The sequence below is a fragment of the Pantoea sp. ARC270 genome (assembly GCF_003236725.1).
Classification (GTDB): domain Bacteria; phylum Pseudomonadota; class Gammaproteobacteria; order Enterobacterales; family Enterobacteriaceae; genus Pantoea; species Pantoea anthophila.
Map to the genome: position 1 here is coordinate 117,256 of NZ_PUGA01000006.1, position 24,689 is coordinate 141,944.

The following is a 24,689-nucleotide window of genomic DNA, read 5'->3' on the forward strand; positions in this document are numbered from 1 at the left end:
GGTAAAGGGTCAGATCGCTTCGCAGACATCAATCCAGCGGGCATTCGTCAGTTCAGCCATCTGCTGTGGCGAAATGCGGACGGCGCTATGGATAGCGCCAGCGGCAGGTAAGACTTCTTCAAAACTGCGCAGTGAAACATCACAGTAAACGGTCAGCGGATTTTCCAGACCGAAAGGACAGACGCCGCCCACCGGGTGGCCGGTCCAGTTAATCACCTCGTCAACGCTCAGCATGCGCGCTTTCGCGCCCAGCGCCGCTTTCAGCTTGCGATTGTCCAGCCGGGCATCGCCTCGCGTCACGATCAGCACCACCTCGTTTTTCACTTTTAGCGACAGGGTTTTTGCTATTTCGCCTGGCGTCACGCCGTGGGCGCGAGCGGCCATCCCGACCGTTGCGGTGCTCTCTGCCAGTTCAATAATTTCAATTTCAGGGGCGTGTTCGGCGAAGAACTGGCGCACAGACTCCAGACTCATCTTTCTCTCCAGGCTGATCGAAGGCGTAAAAATTGCCACAAGCCTCTGTGCCTGTAAACGGGATAAACGGAGAATTCGCGGGAATCGGGTCTGTTTAGCTGCTGCTCAGGGTGCAGTTGCCGCATTGCTGAACATCGGGAATGCGATAGCGCTGGCAACAGCTGCGCCGCACCAGTTCACCGTCACGCGGGATCATGGTGCGATAGAGGGGATTGTCGCTGCCATCCAGCAGCCGCTGGTTAAAGAACAGCGCCTGTTCCAGCTGCAGAACCAGCGTCTCATCTATCTGGCTTTTCAGCTCGCCCAGGAACCACTGGAAAGTGAACCCCATGTTGTTCCAGATCAGGCGGGCGTTGATGTCACCATGCTGCGTAATGCCATTCACGGCCGGGATGAGATGCTGCTGAATCAGGCGGTCGATGCGCTGCAGCGGGTTGAGATAGCGCGCCTCTTCATCCTCCTGCACATCAATCCAGAAGGTGGCCGGATGACCATGCTCATGAAAACCGACACGAATGTGTTCCGGCGAGCAGTCGAGCGCGCGGGACTCCTGCAGCAGGGCCATCAGCAGCGGCGGGATCAGCAGACCAAAATACCACTGCGCCCAGAGTGAGAGCACGGGTTTCGCTTCACGCACCGCATCGGGATGATCGCGATAGAGATAGTCACTGTAGCGCCGGATAAGCGGGGCGAAGGTGTCAGCGTGTGACCAGACGGCAAGGGGCTGCGCATCACGCGGGGCTGACTGGCTGAGCCTGGTCGAATCCAGCAGATAGCTGCGCTGCTGTTGCAGCCGTTCATACAGACTTTCCGCCAGTGGACGGTCATTCTGCCGGAAGATCATCGACTGAGCGCTGAAACGCTGTTCCTGAGCTGAAGCGGTTGCCATGACGACTCGCGAAAAGTGTAGATAAGAAAGCAAATGATAATCGTTATTGATTAACTCTACAAGCGGCGTAAAAGCGTGCGGTTGCTGGCGGTAAAAACAGCAGGGGAGGAGAGGAGTAATCAGCCCGGCGATGACCGCGACAGATCGGTCAGATCAACAGGGGCGGATGCCGGTTATCAGCGTGTTATACGGGCTCTTCTGCGGTGTGAGGCGCCTCTCTGGGTAAATCTTCCCAGGCGAGAATGGTATTCCGGCCCTGGTTCTTCGCGACATAGAGGGCGCTGTCGGCATTGGCGACGGCCTGGTCGAACTCGTTGTCGTAAATCGGCGCAATCCCCGCGCTGATGGTGACGTGCGTTGACACAGTCTCATTGAACAGATGGGGGATCTCTAAATCCACCACATACTGACGGATGCGCTCTGCCAGCTTCATCGCAATGGAGCTGTTCACGTTGGTCATCAGCACCAGGAACTCTTCACCGCCATAGCGGGTAACGACATCGCGCGAACGCACCGCATCACGGATCGCCACAGAGACCCGCGCCAGTGCCTGATCGCCCATCGCATGGCCATAATTATCGTTGTAGGCCTTAAAGTGATCGATATCCAGCAACAGCACAAAGTGGCTGCCGGCGTGGTTTTCCAGAATATTGTCGAGCCGGTTCTTCAGACCACGGCGGTTATACAGCCCGGTCAGCGGATCGAGCATGCTGAGGTCGCTGAAGGTCTCTTTCTCTTCGTAAAGCTGATGCATCAGACGCAGGGTAAAGTTGTCAGCCCGGCGGCGCATCAGGTGCTGCAATGAAAAACCGATCAGCGGCAGGGAGATGGTCAGCAGAATTAGCGGCAGGTGCTGACCATTGTCGAGCAGCAATACGGTCAGAACGGGCGGGGCGACGTGCAGACAGAAAGCCACCAGATAATCGCTCAGGGCGATGGCGCTGATAAATAACACGCTGATCAGGCTGATAATCAGAAAGCCACCATCAAAATAGAACACCAGATGGAAGCGATAATTAATATGCCAGGCCCAGAAGATCCCTAATAGCAGCGCAACAGGATTTAACAGGGGGAGTTTAACTTTGGGCCAGATTAAATGGGCAATTAACGTGAGGGAGCTGAAGGCGGCGACACACATAACCGGCAGCGTCGTCTCACTTTTTTCCGTGCTCATTATTGGCAGCAGATAAAAGAGGGAAACGGCGATATTTAAAAACAGGAAAAGCATCACTGAAAGCCGGTATTTACTCTGCTTCAGTTCTTCATATGATTGTAATTTCATTATAAATACTCGTGACGACCCTGAAATACCAAAGCGCAAGCCAGCAGAAAGGAGGGGTCTGCAGGACAATGAGCAAATATTGCTAGTGCTGTTATTAAAGGTGTTATCGGCCGCAATCTAGCATTTTCCAGATGATCTGTCATCTTCAGCGCCGGGCCAGCCAAAAACAGGCTGCAGAACGGGAAAAACTGTCATATGATAATGGGAATGCTTATCATTTGAGGTTAGCGTCATGGGGATAGCGATCGTAGCGGCCTGCGGCCTGTGGGGAATCAGCTGGGCACTGGGCAAAAAACTGGATAGTGCGTGGGGGGTTCTGCTGCCGTGCATAGCGCTGCCGCTGTTTGCCCTGTGGGAGCCGGGATTCAGTCAGTGGCGAATGGTGATGATCGTTGCGCTGTTGCTGACGGTGGTGATGCTCTTTCATCAGCGCCTGCGTCACTATCTGCTGCTGCCATCCTGCCTGGCATTAGCGACCGGACTGGCGGCGGTTTCCGTGAATTTTCATCTGAATTAGCAACAGCGCAGAGGCGTCATGCTGGCGTAACAGAGAAGGTGTTAAAATCAGAAGGCGAGCCTGAAACGGCAAAGAAACGGTCAGAACTGGAAGAAAACATGAATAAAGCCGGAGGATGACAACGTTGGTGCGAAGAGAGGGACTTGAACCCTCACGTCCGTTAAGACACTAACACCTGAAGCTAGCGCGTCTACCAATTCCGCCACCTTCGCATCTTGTTGTCTTTTCATATCACCGCAATGGTGCGAAGAGAGGGACTTGAACCCTCACGTCCGTTAAGACACTAACACCTGAAGCTAGCGCGTCTACCAATTCCGCCACCTTCGCGCAGTGCTCGCGATATGAAACATGTGATTTTGGTGCGAAGAGAGGGACTTGAACCCTCACGTCCGTTAAGACACTAACACCTGAAGCTAGCGCGTCTACCAATTCCGCCACCTTCGCATACCCGTAACACCCTGAGAATGTTACAACCACGGAGGCGCATTCTAGAGATTTTACTCTTTGCGTCAACAACTATTTCGTCGGGCTGAAACGATCGCTCTAAAAAGCAACATTTTCAGCCCGGCAACGCGGTCAGCAGCGGAAAAAAGGATTAACGGGTTTTCGCACCGCGACCATAGACGGCACGGTAAACCTTAAAGCGGCCAGTCTGTGCGATCACTTCATGGCTGCCGAACGCCTCATCCAGCGCCTGTGGATAGGGCAGGAAGGCATTGGCAACGATACGCAGTTCGCCGCCGGTGTTCAGATGCTTCACCGCGCCACGGATTAACGCCTGTGCCGCATCGAGGCTGGTCTGCGTGCCTTCATGGAACGGCGGGTTAGAGATAATCATGTCGAAACGTCCGGTGACGTCAGAGAAGACGTTGCTGGGGAAGACCTCGCCCTCAATGCCGTTGGCGGCCAGCGTCGCCTTACTCGCTTCAATCGCCGCCGCGTGAACGTCACACAGCCACAGGCGTACTTTAGGCGAACGGGTGTGCAGTGAGGCGGCAATGACGCCTGCGCCACAGCCCATATCCAGCACTTTTCCTTTGGTGTGTGGCGTAAAGGTGGAGAGCAGCAGGGCACTGCCGCTGTCCAGACCATCGCGGCTGAAGACGCCTGGCAGGGTGTGAATCGTCAGGTCATCCATCTGATACTGATGACCAAAGGCGCCGGCATCAAAGTCAGGCTGTGCGTCGAGGCGACCGTGATAGAGACCACAGCGGCGCGCGCTGTCGATCTTCTCCAGTGTTACCCAGGACTCCAGCATGCCTTCTGCACTGCGAACGCCGCTGCGGTTTTCACCGACCACGAACACGTCGCAGCCCACCGGCAGCAGCGACAGCAGATTCTGCAGCTGGAACTGCACTTCCGGCTTATTTTTGGTCCAGAAGTAGACCAGCGTATCGCAGCCCTGCACATCTTCCGCCTGCGCAACCAGTCCATAACGCGCCTGTTCGCCCATACGGCGGCTCAGGTTTTGCCAGTGATGATATTGCTGGGTGTGTACGCGCGACGAGGCGGTTTCCAGCTGAGCGGGCAGGTCATCCTGCAAATCGCCAGCAAATAAAACGTGGCGGGCGGTAAATTCATCACTGTGGCGCAGAATGACTTCGCTGGCCGGGGTAAAAGCAGACATGTAGAGCTCCTGTAAGATCTGAGCGGGGATTATAGTGGTTTGTTGGCGCATGTTCGATGGGTTTGCTAGCATAGCGTCGCATTCAGGCAGCCAACAGGTAACACCATGACGTCCAGGCGCGACTGGCTTTTACAGCAAATGGGAATTACGCAGTATCAACTGCGCCGCCCGCGCGTGCTTCAGGGCGAAATTGCCGTCACGCTGGCGCCAGACACGCAGTTAATCATTGTCGCTGACGTGCCCCCCGGGCTGGATGAACCGCTGATGCGCGACGTGCTGCAGACGCTCAATCTTCAACCCGCCCAGGTGATGACCGTAACGCCGGATCAACTCCAGATGCTGCCGGAAACGCTGAACTGCGCCGGCTGGCTGCTTGGGGTTGAGAGTGCACAGACTTTTAATGGCGTGGCACTGACCAGCGCCGCTTTCAATGAACTGATCAGCAGCGGCGTCGCCAGACGCGCGCTCTGGCAACAGATGTGTAACCATGACAGCCATCTCTTTACTCACCCCTGACGATCGGGCCGAGGCCTTTGCCATCGAGCGTCGCAGTCACGCGTTTCCCTGGAGTGAACAGACGTTTGCCAGCAATCAGGGCGAGCGCTTCCTCAATTTACGGCTGGATGCCGAAGGAAAAATGGCCGCTTTTGCCATTACCCAGGTGGTGCTGGATGAAGCGTCGCTGTTTAACATCGCGGTCGATCCCGCCTGGCAGCGCCGGGGATTTGGCCGTCAGCTGTTGCAGCATCTGATCGACGAGTTAATAAAACGCGATGTGCTGACGCTGTGGCTGGAAGTCCGGGCGTCCAATCTGCCCGCCATTGCGCTTTATGAGCAGATGGGATTCAACCAGGTGAGCCGTCGTTCCAACTACTATCCCACCGCCAGCGGGCGTGAAGATGCCCTGATGATGGCGCTGACGCTGTAGCGGTGCTAAGGAGCTTTAATGTCAGAACAGTGGGATTGCATCCTGTTTGATGCGGACGATACCCTTTTTCATTTCGATGCTTATGCCGGGTTGCAGCGGCTGTTCGCCGGTTATGACGTGCAGTTCTCCGACCAGGATTACAGCGACTATCAGGCGGTTAACAAGCCGCTCTGGGTCGATTATCAGAACGGCACGATTACCGCGTTGCAGTTACAGACCCAGCGTTTCAATCACTGGAGCGAAAAGCTCAGCGTCGCGCCGGAGATCCTTAACAGCGGCTTCCTGACCGCAATGGGCGAGATCTGTACGCCGCTGCCAGGCGCGGTGAGCCTGATGAAGCAGCTGCACGGTCGGGTAAAGATGGGCATCATCACCAACGGCTTTACCGCGCTGCAGCAGACGCGCCTGGAGCGCACCGGTTTCCGCGACTACTTTTCGGCGCTGGTGATCTCTGAGCAGGTCGGCGTGCCAAAACCGGCGGTGGAGATTTTTGATTATGCGCTGAACCTGATGGGCAATCCGGATCGTCAGCGGGTGCTGATGGTCGGGGATACGCCGGAATCCGATATTCTCGGCGGCATGAATGCCGGGGTGAAAACCTGCTGGCTCGATCATGGCACCCGGCCGCTGCCGGAACATATCAAACCGACCTGGCAGGTCAAATCGCTGGCTGAGCTGGAAGCGCTGCTGATCGGCTAAGGGAAGCTGTCTCGCAAATCCGCAACGTTCCCATAAAAAAGGCCCGCAGAGCGGGCCTTTCTCGTTTTATCCTCTCAGCAGAGCCGGACATTACTCTTTCTTCGGGTCATCTTCATCCCGATCCTCCTGCACCGGCGTGCTGGCGGTGAGCAGGAACGGTGACTGCTGCCAGCGGGTACGGCGGTGGCGCAGTAGGGTACGGGAGAGGATAATGCCGATGGCCAGCGCCAGCAGCATCATCAGGCGCAGAATATTGGTGGTGTTGTCGACCTGATGTGAGTCGGTGACCAGCACATGGGTGTCCAGCGTTACGCGCAGAAAGCCCAGCGGGCCATCGTTTCCGGCCAGGGGCTGCACAATCTGATGGTTGAAATAGCTGCCCGCACGCTGCCCGTCGAGAGCGAGCCTGTCGCGCACGTTGATGTTTTCTCCGCTGTGCGCCACCAGGCTGCCATCACCGTCATACACCGACGCATCCAGAATGCGGCTGTTCGCCGTCATCTGATTCAGAATCGCTTCTATCTGATTACGGTTGTTTTCACTGTTGTCCATCAACGGCTTAAGGCTGAACGCCACCTGGCTGGTCAGCGTATGAGCCAGCTCTTCGACCTGTTCAGAACGCGCCATCTGATGACCGGTACTGAACCAGGAGACGCCCTGCATCAGGGCGACCAGCAGCGTCATCGAGATGAGAACGATCACGGTACGATGTAAGCGAAATTTCAGCGCGGTTTTAGCCATTACTCATCCGGGTCATGTCACAACAGAAAGCCTGGAGATTATGTTGCCAGAAGCGACGCAGACAGGGTAGCCTCTTGCGTGGTTTTGTTGTCCCTACAGGAGCTCTGATGCCAAATCGTTTAACCTGGTGCGATCTTCCCGCCGATGTCTCTCTCTGGCCGGGTTTGCCCCTTTCTCTTAGCGGTGATGAAGTGATGCCGCTGGATTATCGCGCTGGCCGCACCGGCTGGCTGCTGTATGGCCGCGGGCTGGATAAGCAACGGCTGACCGATTATCAGCATCAACTGGGTGCAGCGATGGTGATTGTCAGCGCCTGGAACGTCGATGAGTATCAGGTGATCCGCCTGGCGGGCTCGCTGACGCCGTTTGCGACTAAACTGGCGCACGATGCCGGGCTGGACGTGGCGCCGCTGGGTAAAATCCCTTACCTCAAGACCCCCGGTCTGCTGGTGATGGATATGGACTCCACCGCGATTCAGATCGAATGTATCGACGAGATCGCTAAACTGGCAGGCAGCGGTGAGCAGGTAGCAGAAGTAACAGAGCGCGCGATGCGCGGTGAACTCGACTTCAGCGCCAGCCTGCGTCAGCGCGTCGCCACCCTGCAGGGCGCAGACGCCAATATTCTGAAACAGGTGCGTGATGAGCTGCCTTTAATGCCGGGCTTAACCACCCTGACGCAGAAGCTGCAGGCGCTGGGCTGGCAGGTGGCTATCGCCTCCGGCGGCTTCACCTACTACGCCGAATACCTGCGCGATAAGCTGCATCTGTCGGCCGTAGTTGCCAACGAACTGGAAATCCGCGACGGCAAACTGACCGGCAACGTACTGGGTCCGATTGTCGACGCACAATATAAAGCCGATACGCTGAAGAAGCTGGCGCAGCGTTTTGATATCGCGCCGGAACAGACGGTCGCGATTGGCGACGGAGCCAATGACCTGCTGATGATCAAAGCCTCCGCGCTGGGCATTGCGTTCCATGCTAAACCTAAGGTGAATGAGCAGACTGCGGTCACCATTCGCCATGCCGATCTCATGGGGGTGTTCTGCATCCTGACCGGCAGCCTGATCCACGAAGAGCGTTAACTGAGGAATTGATTTGGCCAAAGCGGCAAAACGCGCATTTGTCTGTAACGAATGCGGCGCAGATTACCCACGCTGGCAGGGGCAGTGCAGCGCCTGTCACGCCTGGAACACCATCACCGAGGTGCGCATTGCCGCCTCACCCGCGGCTGCGCGCAACGAGCGCCTGAGCGGCTATGCCGGCAGCGCCGGCACCAGCCGGGTACAGAAACTGTCAGAAATCAGCCTGGAGGCACTCCCGCGCTTCTCCACCACCTTTAAAGAGTTTGATCGGGTGCTGGGCGGCGGCGTGGTGCCGGGCAGTGCGATTCTGATTGGCGGCAGCCCCGGCGCAGGTAAATCCACGCTGCTGTTGCAGGTGATGTGCCGGTTGTCGGAAGGGATGAAAACCCTGTACGTCACCGGTGAAGAGTCCCTGCAACAGGTGGCGATGCGCGCCCATCGTCTGGGATTGCCCACCGAAAATGTGAACATGCTGTCGGAAACCAGCATTGAGCAGATCTGCCTGATCGCCGAGCAGGAGCAGCCGCAGCTGATGGTGATCGACTCGATCCAGGTGATGCACATGGCGGAGATCCAGTCCTCACCGGGCAGCGTCGCCCAGGTGCGGGAAACTGCCGCCTACCTGACACGCTTCGCCAAAACGCGCGGCGTGGCGATCATCATGGTGGGACACGTCACGAAAGATGGCTCGCTGGCCGGTCCGAAAGTGCTGGAGCACTGCATCGACTGTTCGGTGCTGCTGGATGGCGATGCCGACTCCCGCTTCCGCACCCTGCGCAGTCATAAAAACCGCTTCGGTGCGGTCAATGAGCTGGGGGTGTTTGCCATGACTGAGCAGGGCATGCGCGAAGTCAGCAACCCGTCAGCGATCTTCCTGTCGCGCGGTGAAGAGATAACCTCAGGCAGCTCGGTTATGGTGCTCTGGGAGGGAACGCGACCGCTGCTGGTGGAGATTCAGGCGCTGGTCGATCACTCGATGATGGGCAACCCGCGTCGCGTCGCGGTCGGGCTGGAGCAGAACCGCCTGGCCATACTGCTGGCGGTGCTGCACCGTCACGGCGGATTGCAGATGGCGGATCAGGATGTGTTCGTCAACGTCGTGGGCGGCGTCAAAGTCACCGAAACCAGCGCCGATCTGGCGCTGATGCTGTCGATGGTGTCGAGCCTGCGCGATCGTCCGCTGCCGCAGGATCTGGTGATCTTCGGCGAAGTGGGGCTTGCCGGTGAGATCCGCCCGGTGCCCAGCGGTCAGGAACGCATCTCGGAAGCGGCGAAGCACGGCTTCAAACGCGCCATCGTTCCGGCAGGAAATGCGCCGAAAAAACCGATTGCCGGGATGCAGGTTTTCAGCGCGAAAAAGCTGGCCGATGCGCTGGCGATTCTGGACGATCTGTAACGCGCCTGACGCCTGCCCGGAAAAACCACGGGCAGGCGGCACCCACCTTAACCGCATTGATGCAGGAGGCACGACATGTCGTCGTTTGAGTATCTGAAAACGGCCATTCGCCAGCAGGGGCACACGCTGCAACAGGTCGCTGACGCCAGCGGCATGACCAAAGGCTATCTGAGCCAGTTGCTCAATGCCAAAATCAAAAGCCCCAGCGCGCAAAAGCTGGAAGCGCTGCACCGCTTTCTGGGGCTGGAATTTCCGCGCCGTGATAAAAGGGTGGGCGTGGTATTCGGTAAGTTCTATCCGCTGCACACCGGCCATATCTATTTGATCCAGCGCGCCTGCAGTCAGGTGGATGAGCTGCACATCATCATGGGCTACGATGAGCCGCGCGATCGGGAGCTGTTTGAGAACAGCGCCATGTCCCAGCAGCCGACGGTCAGCGATCGCCTGCGCTGGCTGCTGCAGACCTTTAAGTACCAGAAAAACATCCGCATTCACGCCTTCAACGAGGAGGGGATTGAACCCTATCCGCACGGCTGGGATGTCTGGAGTGAGGGCGTCAGCGCTTTCCTCAGCGAGCACGGCATTGCTGCGGACTGCATCTACACCAGCGAAGCGCCGGATGCGGAGATGTATCAGCAGCACCTGGGCATTCAGACCGTGCTGGTCGATCCCAACCGATCCTTTATGAGCATCAGTGGTGGGCAGATCCGTCAGGATCCGTTCCGCTTCTGGGAGTACATCCCGACAGAAGTCAAACCCTTCTTTGTACGCACCGTGGCGATCCTCGGCGGCGAGTCGAGCGGTAAATCGACGCTGGTGAACAAACTCGCCAACATCTTCAACACCACCAGTGCCTGGGAATATGGCCGCGACTATGTCTTTTCCCATCTGGGCGGTGACGAAATGGCGCTGCAATATTCTGATTACGACAAGATCGCGCTGGGACAGGCGCAGTACATCGATTTCGCGGTGAAATATGCTAACAAAGTGGCGTTTATCGACACTGACTTCGTGACGACTCAGGCGTTCTGTCTGAAGTATGAAGGGCGTGAGCATCCGTTTGTGCAGGCGCTGATCGATGAGTATCGCTTTGATCTGGTGATTCTGCTGGAGAACAACGTGCCCTGGGTGGCGGATGGCTTACGCAGCCTGGGCAGCTCGGTGGATCGGCGGGAGTTTCAGTCCATGCTGGTCACGATGCTGCGGGAAAACAACATCGACTTCGTCCATGTCCAGGAAGATGACTACGACACCCGTTTCCTGCGCTGTATTGAACTGGTCAAAGGGGTGCTGGGCGAGAAGAACGTTCAGCCGTAAGATCTGTCATAGCCCGGTCTGCACCGGGCTAATTTATGCATAAATCCTCAGCGCGGCGGCTGTCGCTTTTCACCGCCGCCGCAGAACAGCCGGATTAATAGACCATGACCACTTTGCCGCGCATGTGACCTTCCAGCACACGCTGATGGGCAGCGGTTAAGGTCTCAACGCTTAAGCCGTGCAGCGTCTCGCTCAGTGTGGTCTGCAGTTTACCTTCATCCAGCAGTGCCGAAACGGCATCCAGAATCTCGCCCTGGCGCGCCATATCGGGCGTTTTAAACATGCTGCGGGTGTACATCAGCTCGAAGTGCAGAGCGGCACTCTTCAGCTTCAGCTGATCCATCGACAGCGGATGCTCATTTTCCACGATGGTGCAGATATGGCCCTGCGGGGCGATCAGTTTTGCCATCGTCTCCCAGTGACCGTCGGTATCATTCAGGCAGAAGATGTAGTCCACCTGTTTAATGCCCTCTTTCTCCAGCTCACCGATCATATCTTTGTAGTTGATCACCTTGTCAGCGCCCCGATCGCGGCACCACTGCGCGGAGTCCTCGCGGGAGGCGGTGGCGATGATCTGAACCTTGCTGCGCAGCTTCGCCAGCGGGATCGCCAGCGATCCAACACCGCCAGCGCCGCCGACGATCAGCAGTGTCTGATCTGCGGTTGCCGTCTCCAGGTTCAGCCGCTCAAACAGGCCTTCCCAGGCGGTCAGCGCCGTCAGGGGAATGGCCGCCGACTGCGCCCAGTCCAGGCTTTCGGGCTTGTGTCCGGTGATGCGCGCATCCACCAGCTGCTCGGTGCTGTTACTGCCAGGACGGGTCAGGTCGCCAGCGTAAAAGACCTCATCGCCAGGTTTAAAGTTGCTGACTTTGCTGCCGACTTCCAGCACGACGCCGCTGGCATCCCAGCCGAGAACACGCGGCACCTGTAAGCCATTTTTGATCGCCCCTTTGTGGACTTTGGTGTCGACCGGGTTGACCGAGGCGGCTTTGACGCTGACCCGCAGGTCATACTCACCGGGCGTCGGGGTTTCAGGGAAGATTTCTGTGAAGTTTTCAGGACTTTCCGGATTAATAGCGATAGCGCGAATAGACATAGCATTTTCCTGTTAAGTCAGGCTCAAAGCCTGGAGAGTGTCAGTTGCCATTCTGGCCCTGGGCAGTGCACGCCAGCCGGTGAAGAGGCCGCCCGGCGGGTGATGCGCTGTCCGTGGCAGACTGGCGTCACGATCTGGAACAGGCTTTAAGTGTAGAACCTGGTTTTAGCGGTGATAAGATGGACAATCTTTCATAGAGTGTTCGTCTGAGGTGAACAATGGCCTTCCGGCAGTGGCAGGATATGGCGCTCTTTGCGCTGGTGGCGGAGTGCGGCAGCTTTACCGGCGCGGCAGAGCGGGCGGGACTGCCGAAATCGAGCGTCAGTCAGCGCATCAGCCAGCTGGAGCAGCGGGTAGGGATTCGGTTGCTGAACCGCACAACCCGCCAGCTCAATCTGACCTTTGCCGGTGAGCGCTATCTGCTGCATTGTCAGGAGATGATGCAGGCGAGTGAACGCGCGGATCAGGCGATCGCCAGCCTGCGTGAAAATCCCAGCGGTCGTCTGCGCATCACCAGCCCGGCGGGGATCGGCGCGACGCTGCTGGCACGCTGTAACGCGGCATTTTTACGCCTCTACCCCGATGTGACGCTGGATGTGTCGATCTCCGACGAGATGCGCGATCTGGTGCAGGAGGGGTTCGATGTGGCGCTGCGCACCGGTCAGCCGCACGAGTCGTCGCTGATTGGCCGCCGGATCGGTAACTGCCCGCGACTGCTGGTCGCCTCGCAGGGCTATCTCGATCAGCATCCGCCGCTGGTTCATCCGCAGCAACTCTCTGCGCACCGCTGTATTGCCCATCGCGCCTGGAATGAGTGGGTATTACAGCGCGACGATGAGTTCTATCGCTGGCTGCTGCCGCCAGGCCACCTCACCGATAATCTGCTCTACGCCCGTGAATGCGCGCTGGGGGATGCCGGTATCACGCTGCTGCCGCACTTTCTGACCGATGGCGCGATGGCGGACCCGCGTCTGGTGCCCGTTCTGCCTGAATGGGAGATTGAAGGGAATGAACTCTGGCTGGTCTATCCGGGGCGCAAACTGCACTCTCCGGCGCTGGCTCGCTTTATCGAGTTCGCGCTGCAATCCCCGGTGTTCAGGGATTTTTATCGCTGATCGGGATAATGTGGTGCAGAAAAAGTGCCGCCATTTTTTCCGGGCCGGACTGATAACCTGCGATATTGGCTGCTAACCAGTCGCTGGCCTTCAGACCTCGCCAGCTGACCTGATAACCCGCATGAAGAAGAATATGTTCAAACAAAATACGGAGTGCGCGGCCATTTCCTTCACGAAAGGGGTGCAGGACATTGAACTCGCAATAATACCAGGCAACCTGATGACAAAAAGCGTTATGGTCAGGCTGTTCGTTCCATCTCTCCCCGGCCAGCTTTGCAAATAATCTGTTCGCCTCACTGATGATAAACGCAGGCTGGCAAAACCGGGTCTGTCCCTTGCTGATAGAAATATCGCGTACCTGTCCTGCCCAGCTGTACAACTCGCTGAACAGACAATAGTGAATGTGGCAAAGAGTATTTAATGTGAAGGGAGGGTGGGAGAGCCGGATGGTGTGAATGGTTAGCGCTGTCACGTCACGCTCGGCCTGATCGAGCAGGGTCTGATCCCGGATGTCGTAGCGATTAATCAGCACATCTGAATCGGGATAACAGTAGTGATCCCGCCAGACACGATAGCGATTCACCGTCGTCTCCTGCTACTGCTTGTAGCGGCGTCGGACCTGTTCAAGGGTTTGTAACTCAGGGACAGATAAAATACGGATGCCTTCAAGCAGCGAACTTGCGGCAAAATTAGCGACTTTGGTCGCTTCATAAATGACTTCCGCTTTTTTTGCGACTGAACGATCACCGGCTTTTTTCATCGGGCTGAGACCTTTACAGTTAAAAATGGGGGGAAGCTGGGCTTGCCCCCCGGTTTACCTTTACTTCGTCATACGCTTGTACTTGATGCGCTTCGGCTCCAGCGCATCTGCGCCGAGGGTACGCTTCTTGTACTCTTCGTATTCGGTAAAGTTACCTTCGAAGAATTCAATTTTGCCCTCATCCTGGTAATCCAGAATATGGGTGGCGATACGGTCCAGGAACCAGCGGTCATGCGAGATGACCATGGCACAGCCCGGGAACTCCAGCAGGGCGTTTTCCAGTGCGCGCAGGGTTTCGATATCCAGGTCGTTCGTCGGTTCATCGAGCAGCAGCATGTTGCCGCCAACCTGCAGCAGCTTCGCAAGGTGCAGACGACCACGCTCACCGCCTGAGAGTTCGCCCACGCGTTTGCCCTGATCGACGCCTTTAAAGTTAAAGCGTCCGACATAGGCGCGGCTTGGCATCTCGGTGTTACCGATGCGCATAATATCCTGACCGCCGGAAACTTCTTCCCACACGGTTTTCGAGTTGTCCATGCTGTCGCGGAACTGATCCACGGCGGCCAGCTTGACGGTGTCGCCCAGCACGATGCTGCCGGAATCAGGCTGTTCCTGACCGGACATCATACGGAACAGCGTCGATTTACCCGCGCCGTTCGGACCGATAATCCCGACAATCGCGCCTTTCGGCACGGAGAAGGAGAGATCGTCAATCAGCACACGGTCGCCATAGGACTTACGCAGGTTGCTGACTTCCAGCACTTTGTCACCCAGACGGGCACCTGGCGGAATGAACAGTTCGTTGGTTTCGTTACGCTTCTGGTAGTCGGTATTGTTCAGCTCTTCAAAGCGTGCCAGACGGGCTTTGCCCTTAGACTGCTGGCCTTTTGGTCCTTTGCGAACCCACTCCAGCTCTTTCTCAATCGACTTGCGACGGGCAGCTTCAGAAGAGGCTTCCTGCGCCAGACGTGCATCTTTCTGCTCCAGCCAGGAGGAGTAGTTGCCTTCCCATGGAATGCCTTCGCCACGGTCCAGCTCCAGGATCCAGCCTGCCACGTTATCCAGGAAGTAACGGTCATGCGTAATGGCGACGACTGTGCCTTCGAAGTCGTGCAGGAAGCGTTCCAGCCAGGCGACAGATTCCGCATCCAGGTGGTTAGTCGGTTCGTCCAGCAGCAGCATGTCTGGTTTTTCCAGCAGCAGGCGGCAGAGGGCAACACGGCGACGTTCACCACCGGAAAGGGTCGCGACTTTCGCATCCCAGTCTGGCAGACGCAGCGCATCGGCTGCACGTTCCAGCTGGGTATTCAGGTTGTGGCCGTCGTGCGCCTGGATAATCTCTTCCAGACGACCCTGCTCAGCGGCCAGCTTGTCGAAATCAGCATCCTCTTCAGCATAGAGCGCGTAAACTTCATCAAGGCGTTTCAGTGCGCCAACCACTTCCGACAGCGCTTCTTCAATCGACTCACGCACGGTGTGTTCAGGGTTGAGCTGCGGCTCCTGCGGCAGGTAGCCAATCTTGATGCCCGGCTGCGGACGCGCTTCCCCTTCGATATCTTTATCGATGCCGGCCATGATGCGCAGCAGGGTCGATTTACCCGCGCCATTCAGGCCGAGTACGCCGATTTTGGCGCCAGGGAAGAAGCTGAGCGAGATGTTCTTCAGGATATGTCGCTTCGGCGGAACCACTTTGCCGACGCGATGCATGCTATAGACGAATTGAGCCACGTTGGTTTGAGCCTCTGGGTCTGTTGGTCGTTGGAATGATGTCGAAGTTTAGCCTTTTTCACCCCTTAATCCCAGCCGGGGGGCGGCGAATATTCGCGGGCCGGGGGCGGTCAGGCATAAGACGCTGATTTGTCCGGCTCACCGGAGAGCCATATGAAAAGGCGGGCAGAGACCGGCTGGCCTCCGGCCTCAGGGCAGACGCAGGGGAATAGCCTGCTGCGTCAGCCAGGTCTGCAGGGCCTGGTCGGGGGCACTGTCGCTGACCAGCAGATCGAAGCGCTGCAGGTCGCCGATGCGGGCGGGCAGCACTTTGCCATATTTGCTGCTGTCCGCCACCAGCACCGACTGCCGGGCGCGCAGCATGGCGTGATGTTTCATCGTCAGCTCGTTGGTGTTGTAGCAGGTTGCGCCCTGATCTTTGTCGATCCCGGCCGCAGAGATAAAGGCGAGCGTCGGGCAGAGATCGTCGAGAAGGGTGTGCACACCCACCGGCGTAAAGAGCGCATTGTCGGCATGAAACTCCCCGCCGCTCAGGATCACGTGACAGGCCGGTTTCTCTTTCAGAGCCAGAAACGTGTTCATGGCGCAGCAGATGGCGGTAAAAGAGAGCGTGTCGGGGAGGGCATCAATGATATAGGGTAGGGTGGTGCCACAGTCAAAAAAGACCGTGTCGTTCTCGCTGACCAGGCTGGCGGCCACCTGAGCCAGCCGCTGCTTTCTGGCGGCGTTCTGCCCGTGCTGGTCGCTGACAAAATAGTGACCGGCATGACTTTTGGGATCGCTGACGATATAGCCGCCCAGCAGCACTACGCTGGAGCCCGGCTCGGTCAGATCGCGGCGAACCGTCATCTCAGAGACGCCCAGCAGCCGGGCCGCATCTTTCAGATGGAGTTTATCGGTGCGTTTGAGCGCCTGCGTCAGTTTCTGGATGCGTTCATCGCGCCGGGTTTCCATGGTCATCTCTCTGTTCCCTATCCTGCAGTGCGGAGGAAGGACGCCGGAATCGGCGTCGATACGCGACAAACCTCACAGATTTGAATGAGTTGCGTCTCATCCGCCAGGCTGGCACTCAATCTTACCCGCAATCCGTGAGGGCCGCAAACCTCTGGCGCGCGGGGGAATCGCGCCACTGCTCAGTAGAGACCGGCTTACTGTAAGCCGGGCGTTAAATCGCCACCAGGCCGCGCACGCCTTCTGCCTCCATGGCGTCGCCGCGGCCTCGCTGCACAATTTCACCGCGGGACATCACCAGATAGCTGTCCGCCAGTTCGGCCGCGAAATCATAAAACTGCTCAACCAGCAGGATCGCCATATCGCCTCGCTGCGCCAGCTGGCGGATCACCGCGCCGATCTCTTTGATCACCGACGGCTGGATCCCTTCGGTCGGCTCATCCAGGATCAGCAGCTGCGGCCGACAGGCCAGCGCCCGACCGATCGCCAGCTGCTGCTGCTGGCCGCCAGAGAGGTCGCCGCCCCGGCGTGACTTCATCGCCTGCAGCACCGGGAAGAGCTGATAGATCTCCTCCGGGACGGCCCGTGCCTCTGCCGCCGGAAAGCGTGACAGGCCCATCAGCAGATTCTCCTCCACCGTCAGGCGCGGAAAAATTTCCCGCCCCTGCGGCACATACGCGATGCCAGCCTGCACCCGCTGATGCGGTTTGCGGCCATTCATCCGCTGCTGCTGCCAGTGAATCTCCCCCGACTTCGCCGGGATCAGGCCCATCAGGCACTTCAGCAGCGTGGTTTTTCCCACGCCGTTGCGCCCCAGCAGGCAGGTGATTTCGCCAATCCTGACCTCAAACGAGAGGCCACGCAGGATGTGACTGCCGCCATAATATTGATTCAGTTCAGTAACCTGTAACATCTCAGCGCCCCAGATAAACGTCGATAACCTGCTCGTTGGCCTGCACCTCGCGCAGCGATCCCTCCGCCAGCACCTGTCCCTGATGCAGCACCGTAACGTGGTCGGCGATGGTCTCCACAAAGCCCATGTCGTGCTCCACCACCATCAGTGAATGTTTCCCCGCCAGACTGCGAAACAGTTCGGCGGTGTAGGCCGTTTCCGCATCGGTCATGCCCGCCGCCGGTTCATCCAGCAGCAGCAGATGCGGTTCCTGCACCAGCAGCATGCCAATCTCCAGAAACTGCTTCTGACCGTGCGACAGCAGGCCCGCCCGGCGCTGGCGCTCGCCGCCCAGCCGCAGCAGCTTCAGCACCTCATCAATCCGGTCGCGCTGCTCGCTGTTGAGGCGGGCGCGCAGGCAGGCCCACACCGATTTGTCGGCCCTGAGGGCGATCTCAAGATTCTCGAACACGGTCAGCGCTTCGAAAACCGTGGGTTTCTGGAACTTACGGCCAATCCCGGCGCGGGCGATCGCCACCGGAGACAGACGGGTCAGATCGCTGTCCTGGTCGTAGATCACCCGGCCCGCATCCGGCCGGGTTTTGCCGGTGATCACATCCATCAGCGTGGTTTTGCCCGCGCCGTTGGGGCCGATCACGCAGCGCAGCTCACCGACGCCGATCTGCAGCGAGAGATCGGTCAGCGCCCGGAAGCCTTCAAAGGAGACGCTGATCTTATCGAGCTGCAGCACCGGATCGCGCTGCACCCGGTGGCGATCCGCTAACTGGGGTTGGGTAAACAGGGCATCACTCATTTTTTTCTCCGGCGCAGCAGGCCAATCACGCCGTGCGGCAGAAACAGCGTGACCAGGATAAACATCAGGCCCAGGAAAAAGAGCCAGTATTCCGGGAAGGCGACGGTAAAGAAGCTGCGCGCGCCGTTAACGATCGCTGCGCCCAGCAGCGGGCCAATCAGCGTGCCGCGTCCGCCCAGCGCCACCCAGATCGCCGCTTCGATCGAGTTGGCGGGGGACATCTCGCCAGGGTTGATGATGCCGACCTGCGGCACATAGAGCGCCCCGGCCAGGCCGCACAGCACCGCGGAGAGCGTCCAGACAAACAGCTTGAAGCCGCGCGGATCGTAACCGCAGAAGGTCAGGCGGTTCTCCGCATCCCGCACGGCGGTCAGCACCCGACCGAATTTGCTGCGCGCCAGGGCGAAGCCGATCGTCAGGCTCAGCAGCAGCAGCAGCACCGTGGCGACGAACAGTCCGATACGGGTCGGGGTCGCCGTCACCGAAAAGCCGAGCAGGGTGGTGAAGCCGGTAAAGCCATTGTTGCCGCCAAAACCGGTTTCGTTACGGAAGAAGAGCAGCATGCCCGCGTAGGTCAGCGCCTGCGTCATAATCGAAAAGTAGACGCCTTTGATTTTTGAGCGAAAGGCGAAAAAGCCAAACAGCAGCGCCAGCAGGCCTGGCACCAGCATGCTGAGACAGAGCGCCCACGCGAAGGAGTCGGTGCCGGCCCAGAACCAGGGCAGCTCACGCCAGGAGAGAAAGGACATAAAGGCGGGCAAGCCTTCCCCGGCGGCCTGGCGCATCAGGTACATCCCCATGGCGTAGCCGCCCAGGGCAAAAAAGAGGCCGTGGCCCAGCGACAGCAGGCCGGCGTAGCCCCACACCAGATCCAGCGCAACGGCGACCACCGCATAGCAGAGGATTTTGCCGACCAGTGTCAGGGTGTAGGTGGAGATCGCCAGCGGATGTGTAGCGGGCAGCAGCGCCAGAAACGGCATCACCAGCAGCGCCAGGGTGATGACCAGGCCAAGGGTAAGGGTCAGGCGTGGGGCGGTGCGCGCCACGCGAAGCGTGATAGGTTGCGTCATCAGTCAGTCACCCTTCCTTTCACCGCAAACAGCCCCTGTGGACGTTTCTGAATAAACAGTACGATGAGCACCAGAATCAGGATCTTGCCCAGGACCGCGCCAATCTGCGGCTCAAGCACTTTGTTCAGAATGCCCAGGCTGAAGGCGGCGACCACGGTGCCCGCCAGCTGGCCGACGCCACCCAGCACCACCACCAGAAACGAGTCGATGATATAGCCCTGACCCAGTTCCGGGCCGACGTTGCCCAGCTGCGACAGTGCCACGCCGCCCAGCCCGGCAATGCCGGAGCCGAGCCCGAATGCCAGCATATCGACGCGGCCGGTCGGCACGCCGCAGCACTCCGCCATGGCGCGATTCTGCGTCACGGCGCGCACGTTCATGCCCAGGCGGGTGCGGTTCAGCAGCAGCCAGGTGAGCGCCAGCACAAATACCACGAACAGGATCACCGCGATGCGGTTCCACGGCAGCACCAGATTAGGCAGCACCTGTAATCCTCCTGACAGCCATGACGGGTTCGCCACCTCCAGGTTTTGCGCCCCGAACAGCACCCGCACCAGCTGAATCAGCATCAGGCTGATCCCCCAGGTGGCGAGCAGCGTCTCCAGGGGGCGGCCATAGAGATGGCGGATCACCGTGCGCTCCAGCGCCATACCGACGGCGGCGGTGACCAGGAAGGCGACCGGCAGCGCCAGCAGCGGATACCAGGCCAGGTAGTGCGGCGCAAACTGCTGAAACAGGCTCTGTACCCACCAGGTGGCGTACGCGCCGAGCATCAGCATTTCGCCGTGTGCCATATTGATCACCCCGAGCAGGCCATAGGTGATCGCCAGACCCAGCGCGGCCAGCAGCAGGATCGATCCCAGCGACAGGCCGCTGAAGGCCTGACCCAGCAGATCGCCCCATCTCAGCCGCTGCTGAATCTGTTGCAGGCTGTCCGCCGCCGCGGCCCGCACCGTGGCATCCGGTTCATTTGCGGGCTGAGTCAGGCGTTGCAGGCTGGCCTGGGTGTCGGGATCGCTGGACTCGCCCAGCAGATTGACCGCACGCAGGCGCACCATCGGATTGCTGTCTGCCAGTTGCAGGTTGGCCAGCGCCAGCGCTAAGGCAGCATGAACCCGGCTATCCTGCTCGGCGGCGAGGCGCTGCGTCAGCAGCGGCAGCTGGTCGGCAACCCCCCCATTCTGCAACTGCTGCGCGGCACGCAGGCGCAGCGCGGCATCACTGCTCACCAGCTGGTGGGCGGCCAGCGCATTGTTGACCAGCACGCGCAGTCGGTTGTTCATAAAGAGTTTTTTCAGGTTACCGGCGGGCCGGGCCGCACCCTCCAGCGGTGTCAGCTGTGTACCCTGCTGGCTGAAGGGCTGTTTGTTCTGGTCGATGACGACCGTTTCGGCGTGCAGCGCTTCCAGCAGCGGCAGGCGCAGGCTGTCCGGCGCGGCGGCCCATTGCTGCAGCAGGGTGGCCTGCTGGCTGCGGCTGGCGGCGGCAAAGTCAGCCGCCGGTCCGGCGCTGGCCAGCAGCGGCATCAGCAGCAGCAGGCTGAATAAGCAGCGGCATAGAGTCATAAAGAGAGCCTCGTCAGGGGGAGGCAGCACGGCGGATTAAACAGCCGTGCTGCCGCTTCGCAGCGATGGACGCTGCCTGTCTGCCGCGCGCTTACTGCGCGGTTTTTACCGGGTAATCGGGCTTTTTGTCGTTACCGGCAATGTACGGGCTCCACGGCTGCGCGCGCACCGGCTTGTCGGTCTGCCACACCACGCTGAACTGGCCGTTCTCTTCCACTTCGCCAATCATCACCGGCTTGTGCAGATGGTGATTGGTTTTGTCCATAGTCAGGGTAAAGCCATCCGGTGCGTTAAAGGTCTGACCGGCCATTGCGGCCCGCACTTTGTCGACATCGGTGGTGCCCGCTTTTTCCACCGCCTGGGCCCACATATGGATGCCCACATAGGTCGCTTCCATCGGATCGTTGGTGACCACGGTGGCGGCGTTCGGCAGATTGTGCGCTTTGGCGTAGGCGCGGTAGTCCGCGACAAACTTCGCGTTGGTCGGGTTGTCGATCGACTCGAAGTAGTTCCAGGCGGCTAACTGGCCGACCAGCGGTTTGGTATCAATGCCGCGCAGCTCCTCTTCACCCACCGAGAAGGCGACTACCGGAATGTCGGTGGCTTTGATCCCCTGGTTGGCCAGCTCTTTGTAGAACGGCACGTTGGAGTCGCCGTTGATGGTCGAGACGACCGCGGTTTTGCCGCCAGCCGCAAACTTTTTGATATTCGACACGATGGTCTGGTAGTCGCTGTAACCAAACGGCGTATAGACCTCTTCGATATCCTTGTCCGCTACGCCTTTGCTGTGCAGGAAGGCGCGCAGGATCTTGTTGGTGGTGCGTGGATAGACATAGTCGGTGCCCAGCAGGAAGAAGCGTTTAGCACTGCCGCCATCTTCGCTCATCAGATACTCCACCGCCGGGATCGCCTGCTGGTTTGGCGCCGCACCGGTGTAGAAGACGTTAGGCGACATCTCTTCGCCTTCATACTGCACCGGATAGAAGAGCAGGCCGTTCAGCTCTTCAAATACCGGCAGCACCGATTTACGTGACACTGAGGTCCAGCAGCCAAACACCACCGCCGCTTTGTCCTGCGTCAGCAGCTGCCGCGCCTTCTCGGCAAACAGCGGCCAGTTAGAGGCGGGGTCTACCACCACCGGCTCCAGCTTTTTCCCCAGCACGCCCCCTTTGGCATTGATCTCATCAATGGTCATCAGCGCCACATCTTTCAGCGGCGTTTCAGAAATCGCCATGGTGCCGGAGAGGGAATGCATGATCCCCACTTTGATGGTGTCAGCCGCCTGCGCACTCCAGGCAAATCCCATGCTGACAACGGTGGCGGAGAGCGCAAAAGCTTTGATCAACGAACGTCTTTTCATCATCTGAACCCCTGAGTGGTTGTTGTGTTATTCGATGGTCTGGAGCCGGGCCTGCTGCAGGCGATGCAACGTGATCTTCCTGACTTCCGCCTTGCTGACGGCGATATGGTCGGTCAGCATGCGTTGCGCTTCGGTGGTCTGTTGCTGAAAAATCGCCTGTAAAATCTCTGCATGTTCCTGATAGGTCGCGCAGATACGGTCGTCGCGGGTGAAGTCGAGCCGCCGGATAATGCGGATCTTCTCCGTGAGTTCGGCATGGATGCGGGCCATCTCCGGGTTGCCCGCCGCTGCCACCAGCGTCATGTGAAACGCCTCATCGTGCTGCGAAACCACCAGCCCTTCGGTGAGCGCCTCTGCCTCACACCAGAACTGGTTCAGCTCCGCTAACAGGGCCGCACACTGCGGAGCGGGCAGGGCACAGAGGCGTTTTACCGCCTCGCACTCCAGCACGGTGCGCAGGTCATAAAGCGATTCAAACCAGGCGAAATCGAAATTTCGGATCTGCCAGCCGCTGCGGAACCACACTTCCACAAAGCCTTCGCGCTCCAGCCGGAACAGCGCCTGACGCACCGGTGTGCGGCTTACCGCCAGCCGTCCGGCGATTTCGCTTTCACTGAAGCGGTCACCCGGCATCAGGCGAAAGGCGAAGATATCAGCCTTGAGCGCCTGATAGACCCGCTCTGCCAGCGCCTCCGGGCGCGCTTTTGGGGATTGAGGTTGCCTTGTCATTGCTGCTCCTTATTCCAGCCACAGCAGGTTATCGCCCGGGCTGACCGGGCGGCCCGCCTGGCAGGCGATACGCGTGACCCGACCGGCCTGCGGGGCGACAATCGCCAGCTCCATCTTCATCGCTTCCACGATGATCAGGGTCTGACCGGCGCTCACCGCGTCGCCCGGCTGCACCAGCACTTTCCAGATATTGCCATTGAGGTCAGCCTGCACCGCCACGCCGTTTTCCTGCTCCTCGCTGACGCTGGCCAGCGCCTCCTCAGCCTGCGGCGCGCTCTGCTCTTCCTGCGCCCATAGCTGCACCTCCTGCTCAAAAGCGGCGGCCTGGCGCTGGCGGAAAGCCGCGATCTCAGCGGCGTGATCGGTGAGGAACTGCTGGTGGGCAGCAAAATCGAACTGCGTCTCTTCGATACGCAGGCTGCCACGACCTTCGCGAAAATCTTCGCGCAGCCGGGTCAGCTCCTCTTCACTGACGGGATAAAAGCGCACCTGATCGAAGAAGCGCAGCAGCCACGGCGCGTCGGGCGCGAACTGCGGATTTTTCAGGAAGGTGTTCCAGATCGGCAGCGTCCGGCCCACCAGCTGATAGCCGCCAGGCGAGTCCATACCGTAGATACACATGTACATGCCGCCGATGCCGACGGTGCCTTCGGCGGTAAAGGTGCGCGCCGGACTGTATTTGGAACTCAGCAGACGATGGCGTGGATCGACCGGCACAGCGCAGGGCGCGCCGAGATAGACGTCGCCCAGCCCCAGCACCAGATAACTGGCGTCAAACAGGGTCGCGCGCACCTCCTCCCGGCTGCTTAAGCCATTAATACGCTGGATAAAGTCCACGTTGTTCGGCAGCCAGGGGGCGCTGGCGCGAACCGTCTCCTGGTAGCGGCTGACGGCACCGAGCGTGGCGCTGTCCTCAAAGGCCATCGGCATCCACACCACGCGGGAGGGGACCTTCAGCGTGCTGACATCGCCCAGCGTCGCCTCCAGCGCCAGCAGCAGCGTCATCAGGGCGGACTGATTGATGATGCGGCTGTCGTAGCGTACCTGCAGCGAGCGCACGCCCGGCGACAGCTCCTCGACGCCGGGTTCTGCCTGCGCCGTCAGCGCATTCATCAGCAGATGCACGCGCAGACGCAGCGCCAGATCCAGCACGTTGTCGCCATATTCAATCAGCACATATTTGTCGCCCGCCTGGCGATAGACCACTTTCGGGGTGGTGTCGGTGGCGTCGAGGGCGGCGAGAATCGTGGCGGAGCCGTGAGCGGTTTCAGCCAGCGACGGCACGGCAAAGGCCGGGGGATGTTCCGGGCGCAGCGTCTCAATCAGATGACGCTGCGCGTTTTCCCGCGCCAGCGCCTCCTCCGCGCTGATTGGATGGAAGCGGATGGTGTCGCCGGGTTTGACCTGGCCCACTTTCCACAACTCGGCTCTGGCGATGGTTACCGGACAGACAAAGCCGCCGAGGCTCGGGCCGTCGTGCGTCAGGATCACCGGGAAGTCGCCGGTGAAGTTGACCGCACCGATGGCATATTCACAGTCGTGAACGTTGGAGGGATGCAGGCCCGCCTCACCGCCGTTGGCGCGGGTCCAGGTCGGTTTCGGGCCGACCAGCCGCACGCCGAGGCGGTTAGAGTTGTAGTGCACCTGCCAGTCG

Annotated in this window: 25 protein-coding genes and 3 tRNA genes; 8 read left to right on the forward strand and 20 right to left on the reverse strand. The window is 59.2% G+C overall.

The genetic code is table 11. The features are described from left to right. Window positions 1-9 precede the first annotated feature (9 nt). The 3 genes from CKF42_RS04985 to CKF42_RS04995 all read right to left on the reverse strand — a co-directional run bounded on the left by CKF42_RS04985 (window position 10) and on the right by CKF42_RS04995 (window position 2,645). Window positions 10-474: a YbaK/EbsC family protein gene (locus tag CKF42_RS04985; protein ID WP_046101165.1), complete on the reverse strand. Its 465-nt coding sequence runs from the start codon at window positions 472-474 to the stop codon at window positions 10-12. Window positions 475-568: 94 nt separating this feature from the next. Then, window positions 569-1,363 (reverse strand): siderophore-iron reductase FhuF, encoded by a 795-nt coding sequence (gene fhuF, locus CKF42_RS04990; protein WP_111207684.1) that lies wholly within the window; start codon window positions 1,361-1,363, stop codon window positions 569-571. 184 nt (window positions 1,364-1,547) lie between these two features. Beyond that, on the reverse strand, window positions 1,548-2,645 hold the full coding sequence (locus CKF42_RS04995) for a diguanylate cyclase (protein ID WP_046101167.1): 1,098 nt from the start codon (window positions 2,643-2,645) through the stop codon (window positions 1,548-1,550). A 232-nt stretch (window positions 2,646-2,877) separates the two neighbouring features. Between CKF42_RS04995 and CKF42_RS05000 the strand changes: the two genes are divergently transcribed. Next, window positions 2,878-3,162, forward strand: coding sequence for a DUF1435 domain-containing protein (locus tag CKF42_RS05000; protein ID WP_111207685.1), 285 nt, complete (start codon window positions 2,878-2,880; stop codon window positions 3,160-3,162). Window positions 3,163-3,287: 125 nt separating this feature from the next. Here the strand turns inward: CKF42_RS05000 and CKF42_RS05005 are convergent. From CKF42_RS05005 to rsmC, 4 genes are all read right to left on the reverse strand, one after another. Continuing rightward, a tRNA-Leu gene (locus CKF42_RS05005) sits at window positions 3,288-3,374 on the reverse strand. A gap of 28 nt (window positions 3,375-3,402) precedes the next feature. Then, window positions 3,403-3,489: transfer RNA gene (locus CKF42_RS05010), tRNA-Leu, on the reverse strand. A gap of 30 nt (window positions 3,490-3,519) precedes the next feature. Continuing rightward, window positions 3,520-3,606, reverse strand: a tRNA-Leu gene (locus CKF42_RS05015). A 151-nt stretch (window positions 3,607-3,757) separates the two neighbouring features. Beyond that, window positions 3,758-4,789, reverse strand: a complete 1,032-nt coding sequence (rsmC, locus tag CKF42_RS05020; protein ID WP_111207686.1) for a 16S rRNA (guanine(1207)-N(2))-methyltransferase RsmC — start codon at window positions 4,787-4,789, stop codon at window positions 3,758-3,760. Window positions 4,790-4,894: 105 nt separating this feature from the next. Here rsmC and CKF42_RS05025 point away from each other — a divergent pair, with 105 nt between their 5' ends. The 3 genes from CKF42_RS05025 to yjjG are packed head-to-tail and all read left to right on the forward strand — an operon-like array spanning window position 4,895 to window position 6,416. Then, the gene (locus tag CKF42_RS05025) at window positions 4,895-5,305 is read left to right on the forward strand and encodes a DNA polymerase III subunit psi (RefSeq protein ID WP_033736409.1); all 411 of its coding nucleotides are present in this window, start codon (window positions 4,895-4,897) and stop codon (window positions 5,303-5,305) included. Further along, on the forward strand, window positions 5,277-5,717 hold the full coding sequence (rimI, locus tag CKF42_RS05030) for a ribosomal protein S18-alanine N-acetyltransferase (RefSeq protein ID WP_009092266.1): 441 nt from the start codon (window positions 5,277-5,279) through the stop codon (window positions 5,715-5,717). The genes CKF42_RS05025 and rimI overlap by 29 nt, the downstream gene beginning before the upstream one ends. A gap of 18 nt (window positions 5,718-5,735) precedes the next feature. Continuing rightward, the gene (yjjG, locus tag CKF42_RS05035; RefSeq protein ID WP_009092264.1) at window positions 5,736-6,416 is read left to right on the forward strand and encodes a pyrimidine 5'-nucleotidase; all 681 of its coding nucleotides are present in this window, start codon (window positions 5,736-5,738) and stop codon (window positions 6,414-6,416) included. Window positions 6,417-6,506: 90 nt separating this feature from the next. Here the strand turns inward: yjjG and CKF42_RS05040 are convergent, their stop codons facing one another. After that, window positions 6,507-7,157 carry a YtjB family periplasmic protein gene (locus CKF42_RS05040; protein WP_009092263.1) on the reverse strand — a complete coding sequence of 217 codons (651 nt, stop codon included), beginning with the start codon at window positions 7,155-7,157 and terminating at the stop codon, window positions 6,507-6,509. Window positions 7,158-7,264: 107 nt separating this feature from the next. Between CKF42_RS05040 and serB the strand changes: the two genes are divergently transcribed. The 3 genes from serB (at window position 7,265) to nadR (ending at window position 10,955) form a co-directional block, all read left to right on the forward strand. After that, window positions 7,265-8,242 carry a phosphoserine phosphatase gene (serB, locus tag CKF42_RS05045; protein ID WP_046101170.1) on the forward strand — a complete coding sequence of 326 codons (978 nt, stop codon included), beginning with the start codon at window positions 7,265-7,267 and terminating at the stop codon, window positions 8,240-8,242. A gap of 13 nt (window positions 8,243-8,255) precedes the next feature. Beyond that, window positions 8,256-9,638, forward strand: a complete 1,383-nt coding sequence (gene radA, locus CKF42_RS05050) for a DNA repair protein RadA (protein ID WP_009092261.1) — start codon at window positions 8,256-8,258, stop codon at window positions 9,636-9,638. A 75-nt stretch (window positions 9,639-9,713) separates the two neighbouring features. Further along, complete coding sequence (nadR, locus tag CKF42_RS05055; RefSeq protein ID WP_009092260.1) at window positions 9,714-10,955, forward strand: multifunctional transcriptional regulator/nicotinamide-nucleotide adenylyltransferase/ribosylnicotinamide kinase NadR; 1,242 nt, start codon at window positions 9,714-9,716, stop codon at window positions 10,953-10,955. A 94-nt stretch (window positions 10,956-11,049) separates the two neighbouring features. Here the strand turns inward: nadR and CKF42_RS05060 are convergent, their stop codons facing one another. After that, on the reverse strand, window positions 11,050-12,051 hold the full coding sequence (locus CKF42_RS05060; RefSeq protein WP_111207687.1) for a zinc-binding alcohol dehydrogenase family protein: 1,002 nt from the start codon (window positions 12,049-12,051) through the stop codon (window positions 11,050-11,052). A 218-nt stretch (window positions 12,052-12,269) separates the two neighbouring features. Here CKF42_RS05060 and CKF42_RS05065 point away from each other — a divergent pair, with 218 nt between their 5' ends. After that, window positions 12,270-13,166: a LysR family transcriptional regulator gene (locus tag CKF42_RS05065; RefSeq protein ID WP_058957759.1), complete on the forward strand. Its 897-nt coding sequence runs from the start codon at window positions 12,270-12,272 to the stop codon at window positions 13,164-13,166. Here CKF42_RS05065 and CKF42_RS05070 read toward each other — a convergent pair. The 11 genes from CKF42_RS05070 to CKF42_RS05115 form a co-directional block, all read right to left on the reverse strand. Further along, on the reverse strand, window positions 13,147-13,749 hold the full coding sequence (locus CKF42_RS05070) for a putative adenosine monophosphate-protein transferase Fic (RefSeq protein WP_111207688.1): 603 nt from the start codon (window positions 13,747-13,749) through the stop codon (window positions 13,147-13,149). The two genes, CKF42_RS05065 and CKF42_RS05070, sit on opposite strands and share 20 nt — an antisense overlap. 12 nt (window positions 13,750-13,761) lie before the next feature. Further along, window positions 13,762-13,926, reverse strand: a complete 165-nt coding sequence (locus CKF42_RS21045) for a YhfG family protein (RefSeq protein ID WP_140028835.1) — start codon at window positions 13,924-13,926, stop codon at window positions 13,762-13,764. Between the two features lie 60 nt (window positions 13,927-13,986). After that, window positions 13,987-15,654 (reverse strand): energy-dependent translational throttle protein EttA, encoded by a 1,668-nt coding sequence (gene ettA, locus CKF42_RS05075; RefSeq protein ID WP_072215507.1) that lies wholly within the window; start codon window positions 15,652-15,654, stop codon window positions 13,987-13,989. A gap of 189 nt (window positions 15,655-15,843) precedes the next feature. After that, window positions 15,844-16,608 carry a DNA-binding transcriptional repressor DeoR gene (gene deoR / locus CKF42_RS05080; RefSeq protein WP_009092255.1) on the reverse strand — a complete coding sequence of 255 codons (765 nt, stop codon included), beginning with the start codon at window positions 16,606-16,608 and terminating at the stop codon, window positions 15,844-15,846. Window positions 16,609-16,819: 211 nt separating this feature from the next. After that, window positions 16,820-17,518: an urea ABC transporter ATP-binding subunit UrtE gene (gene urtE, locus CKF42_RS05085; protein WP_009092254.1), complete on the reverse strand. Its 699-nt coding sequence runs from the start codon at window positions 17,516-17,518 to the stop codon at window positions 16,820-16,822. Between the two features lies 1 nt (window position 17,519). Then, the gene (gene urtD / locus CKF42_RS05090; RefSeq protein ID WP_009092253.1) at window positions 17,520-18,311 is read right to left on the reverse strand and encodes an urea ABC transporter ATP-binding protein UrtD; all 792 of its coding nucleotides are present in this window, start codon (window positions 18,309-18,311) and stop codon (window positions 17,520-17,522) included. Continuing rightward, on the reverse strand, window positions 18,308-19,381 hold the full coding sequence (gene urtC / locus CKF42_RS05095; RefSeq protein ID WP_111207689.1) for an urea ABC transporter permease subunit UrtC: 1,074 nt from the start codon (window positions 19,379-19,381) through the stop codon (window positions 18,308-18,310). The genes urtD and urtC overlap by 4 nt, the downstream gene beginning before the upstream one ends. Continuing rightward, window positions 19,381-20,946 carry an urea ABC transporter permease subunit UrtB gene (urtB, locus tag CKF42_RS05100; protein ID WP_009092251.1) on the reverse strand — a complete coding sequence of 522 codons (1,566 nt, stop codon included), beginning with the start codon at window positions 20,944-20,946 and terminating at the stop codon, window positions 19,381-19,383. Before urtB ends, urtC begins: the two co-directional genes overlap by 1 nt. 91 nt (window positions 20,947-21,037) lie before the next feature. Then, window positions 21,038-22,306, reverse strand: coding sequence for an urea ABC transporter substrate-binding protein (gene urtA / locus CKF42_RS05105; protein WP_046101286.1), 1,269 nt, complete (start codon window positions 22,304-22,306; stop codon window positions 21,038-21,040). A 27-nt stretch (window positions 22,307-22,333) separates the two neighbouring features. Next, window positions 22,334-23,035 carry a GntR family transcriptional regulator gene (locus CKF42_RS05110; RefSeq protein ID WP_111207690.1) on the reverse strand — a complete coding sequence of 234 codons (702 nt, stop codon included), beginning with the start codon at window positions 23,033-23,035 and terminating at the stop codon, window positions 22,334-22,336. A 9-nt stretch (window positions 23,036-23,044) separates the two neighbouring features. Beyond that, window positions 23,045-24,689: carboxyltransferase domain-containing protein (locus CKF42_RS05115; RefSeq protein ID WP_146239917.1), on the reverse strand; the 1,645-nt coding region annotated here is incomplete at its 5' end.

Coding starts and splice junctions, on each gene's coding strand:
- CKF42_RS04995 (WP_046101167.1), bottom strand. CDS start 2,645: ATGAAATTACAATCATATGAAGAACTGAAGCAGAGTAAATACCGGCTT.
- yjjG (WP_009092264.1), top strand. CDS start 5,736: ATGTCAGAACAGTGGGATTGCATCCTGTTTGATGCGGACGATACCCTT.
- CKF42_RS05000 (WP_111207685.1), top strand. CDS start 2,878: ATGGGGATAGCGATCGTAGCGGCCTGCGGCCTGTGGGGAATCAGCTGG.
- nadR (WP_009092260.1), top strand. CDS start 9,714: ATGTCGTCGTTTGAGTATCTGAAAACGGCCATTCGCCAGCAGGGGCAC.
- rsmC (WP_111207686.1), bottom strand. CDS start 4,789: ATGTCTGCTTTTACCCCGGCCAGCGAAGTCATTCTGCGCCACAGTGAT.
- urtD (WP_009092253.1), bottom strand. CDS start 18,311: ATGAGTGATGCCCTGTTTACCCAACCCCAGTTAGCGGATCGCCACCGG.
- fhuF (WP_111207684.1), bottom strand. CDS start 1,363: ATGGCAACCGCTTCAGCTCAGGAACAGCGTTTCAGCGCTCAGTCGATG.
- urtB (WP_009092251.1), bottom strand. CDS start 20,946: ATGACTCTATGCCGCTGCTTATTCAGCCTGCTGCTGCTGATGCCGCTG.
- CKF42_RS21045 (WP_140028835.1), bottom strand. CDS start 13,926: ATGAAAAAAGCCGGTGATCGTTCAGTCGCAAAAAAAGCGGAAGTCATT.
- urtA (WP_046101286.1), bottom strand. CDS start 22,306: ATGAAAAGACGTTCGTTGATCAAAGCTTTTGCGCTCTCCGCCACCGTT.
- rimI (WP_009092266.1), top strand. CDS start 5,277: ATGACAGCCATCTCTTTACTCACCCCTGACGATCGGGCCGAGGCCTTT.
- CKF42_RS04985 (WP_046101165.1), bottom strand. CDS start 474: ATGAGTCTGGAGTCTGTGCGCCAGTTCTTCGCCGAACACGCCCCTGAA.
- CKF42_RS05060 (WP_111207687.1), bottom strand. CDS start 12,051: ATGTCTATTCGCGCTATCGCTATTAATCCGGAAAGTCCTGAAAACTTC.
- serB (WP_046101170.1), top strand. CDS start 7,265: ATGCCAAATCGTTTAACCTGGTGCGATCTTCCCGCCGATGTCTCTCTC.
- CKF42_RS05040 (WP_009092263.1), bottom strand. CDS start 7,157: ATGGCTAAAACCGCGCTGAAATTTCGCTTACATCGTACCGTGATCGTT.
- urtC (WP_111207689.1), bottom strand. CDS start 19,381: ATGACGCAACCTATCACGCTTCGCGTGGCGCGCACCGCCCCACGCCTG.
- CKF42_RS05025 (WP_033736409.1), top strand. CDS start 4,895: ATGACGTCCAGGCGCGACTGGCTTTTACAGCAAATGGGAATTACGCAG.
- urtE (WP_009092254.1), bottom strand. CDS start 17,518: ATGTTACAGGTTACTGAACTGAATCAATATTATGGCGGCAGTCACATC.
- deoR (WP_009092255.1), bottom strand. CDS start 16,608: ATGGAAACCCGGCGCGATGAACGCATCCAGAAACTGACGCAGGCGCTC.
- CKF42_RS05065 (WP_058957759.1), top strand. CDS start 12,270: ATGGCCTTCCGGCAGTGGCAGGATATGGCGCTCTTTGCGCTGGTGGCG.
- CKF42_RS05110 (WP_111207690.1), bottom strand. CDS start 23,035: ATGACAAGGCAACCTCAATCCCCAAAAGCGCGCCCGGAGGCGCTGGCA.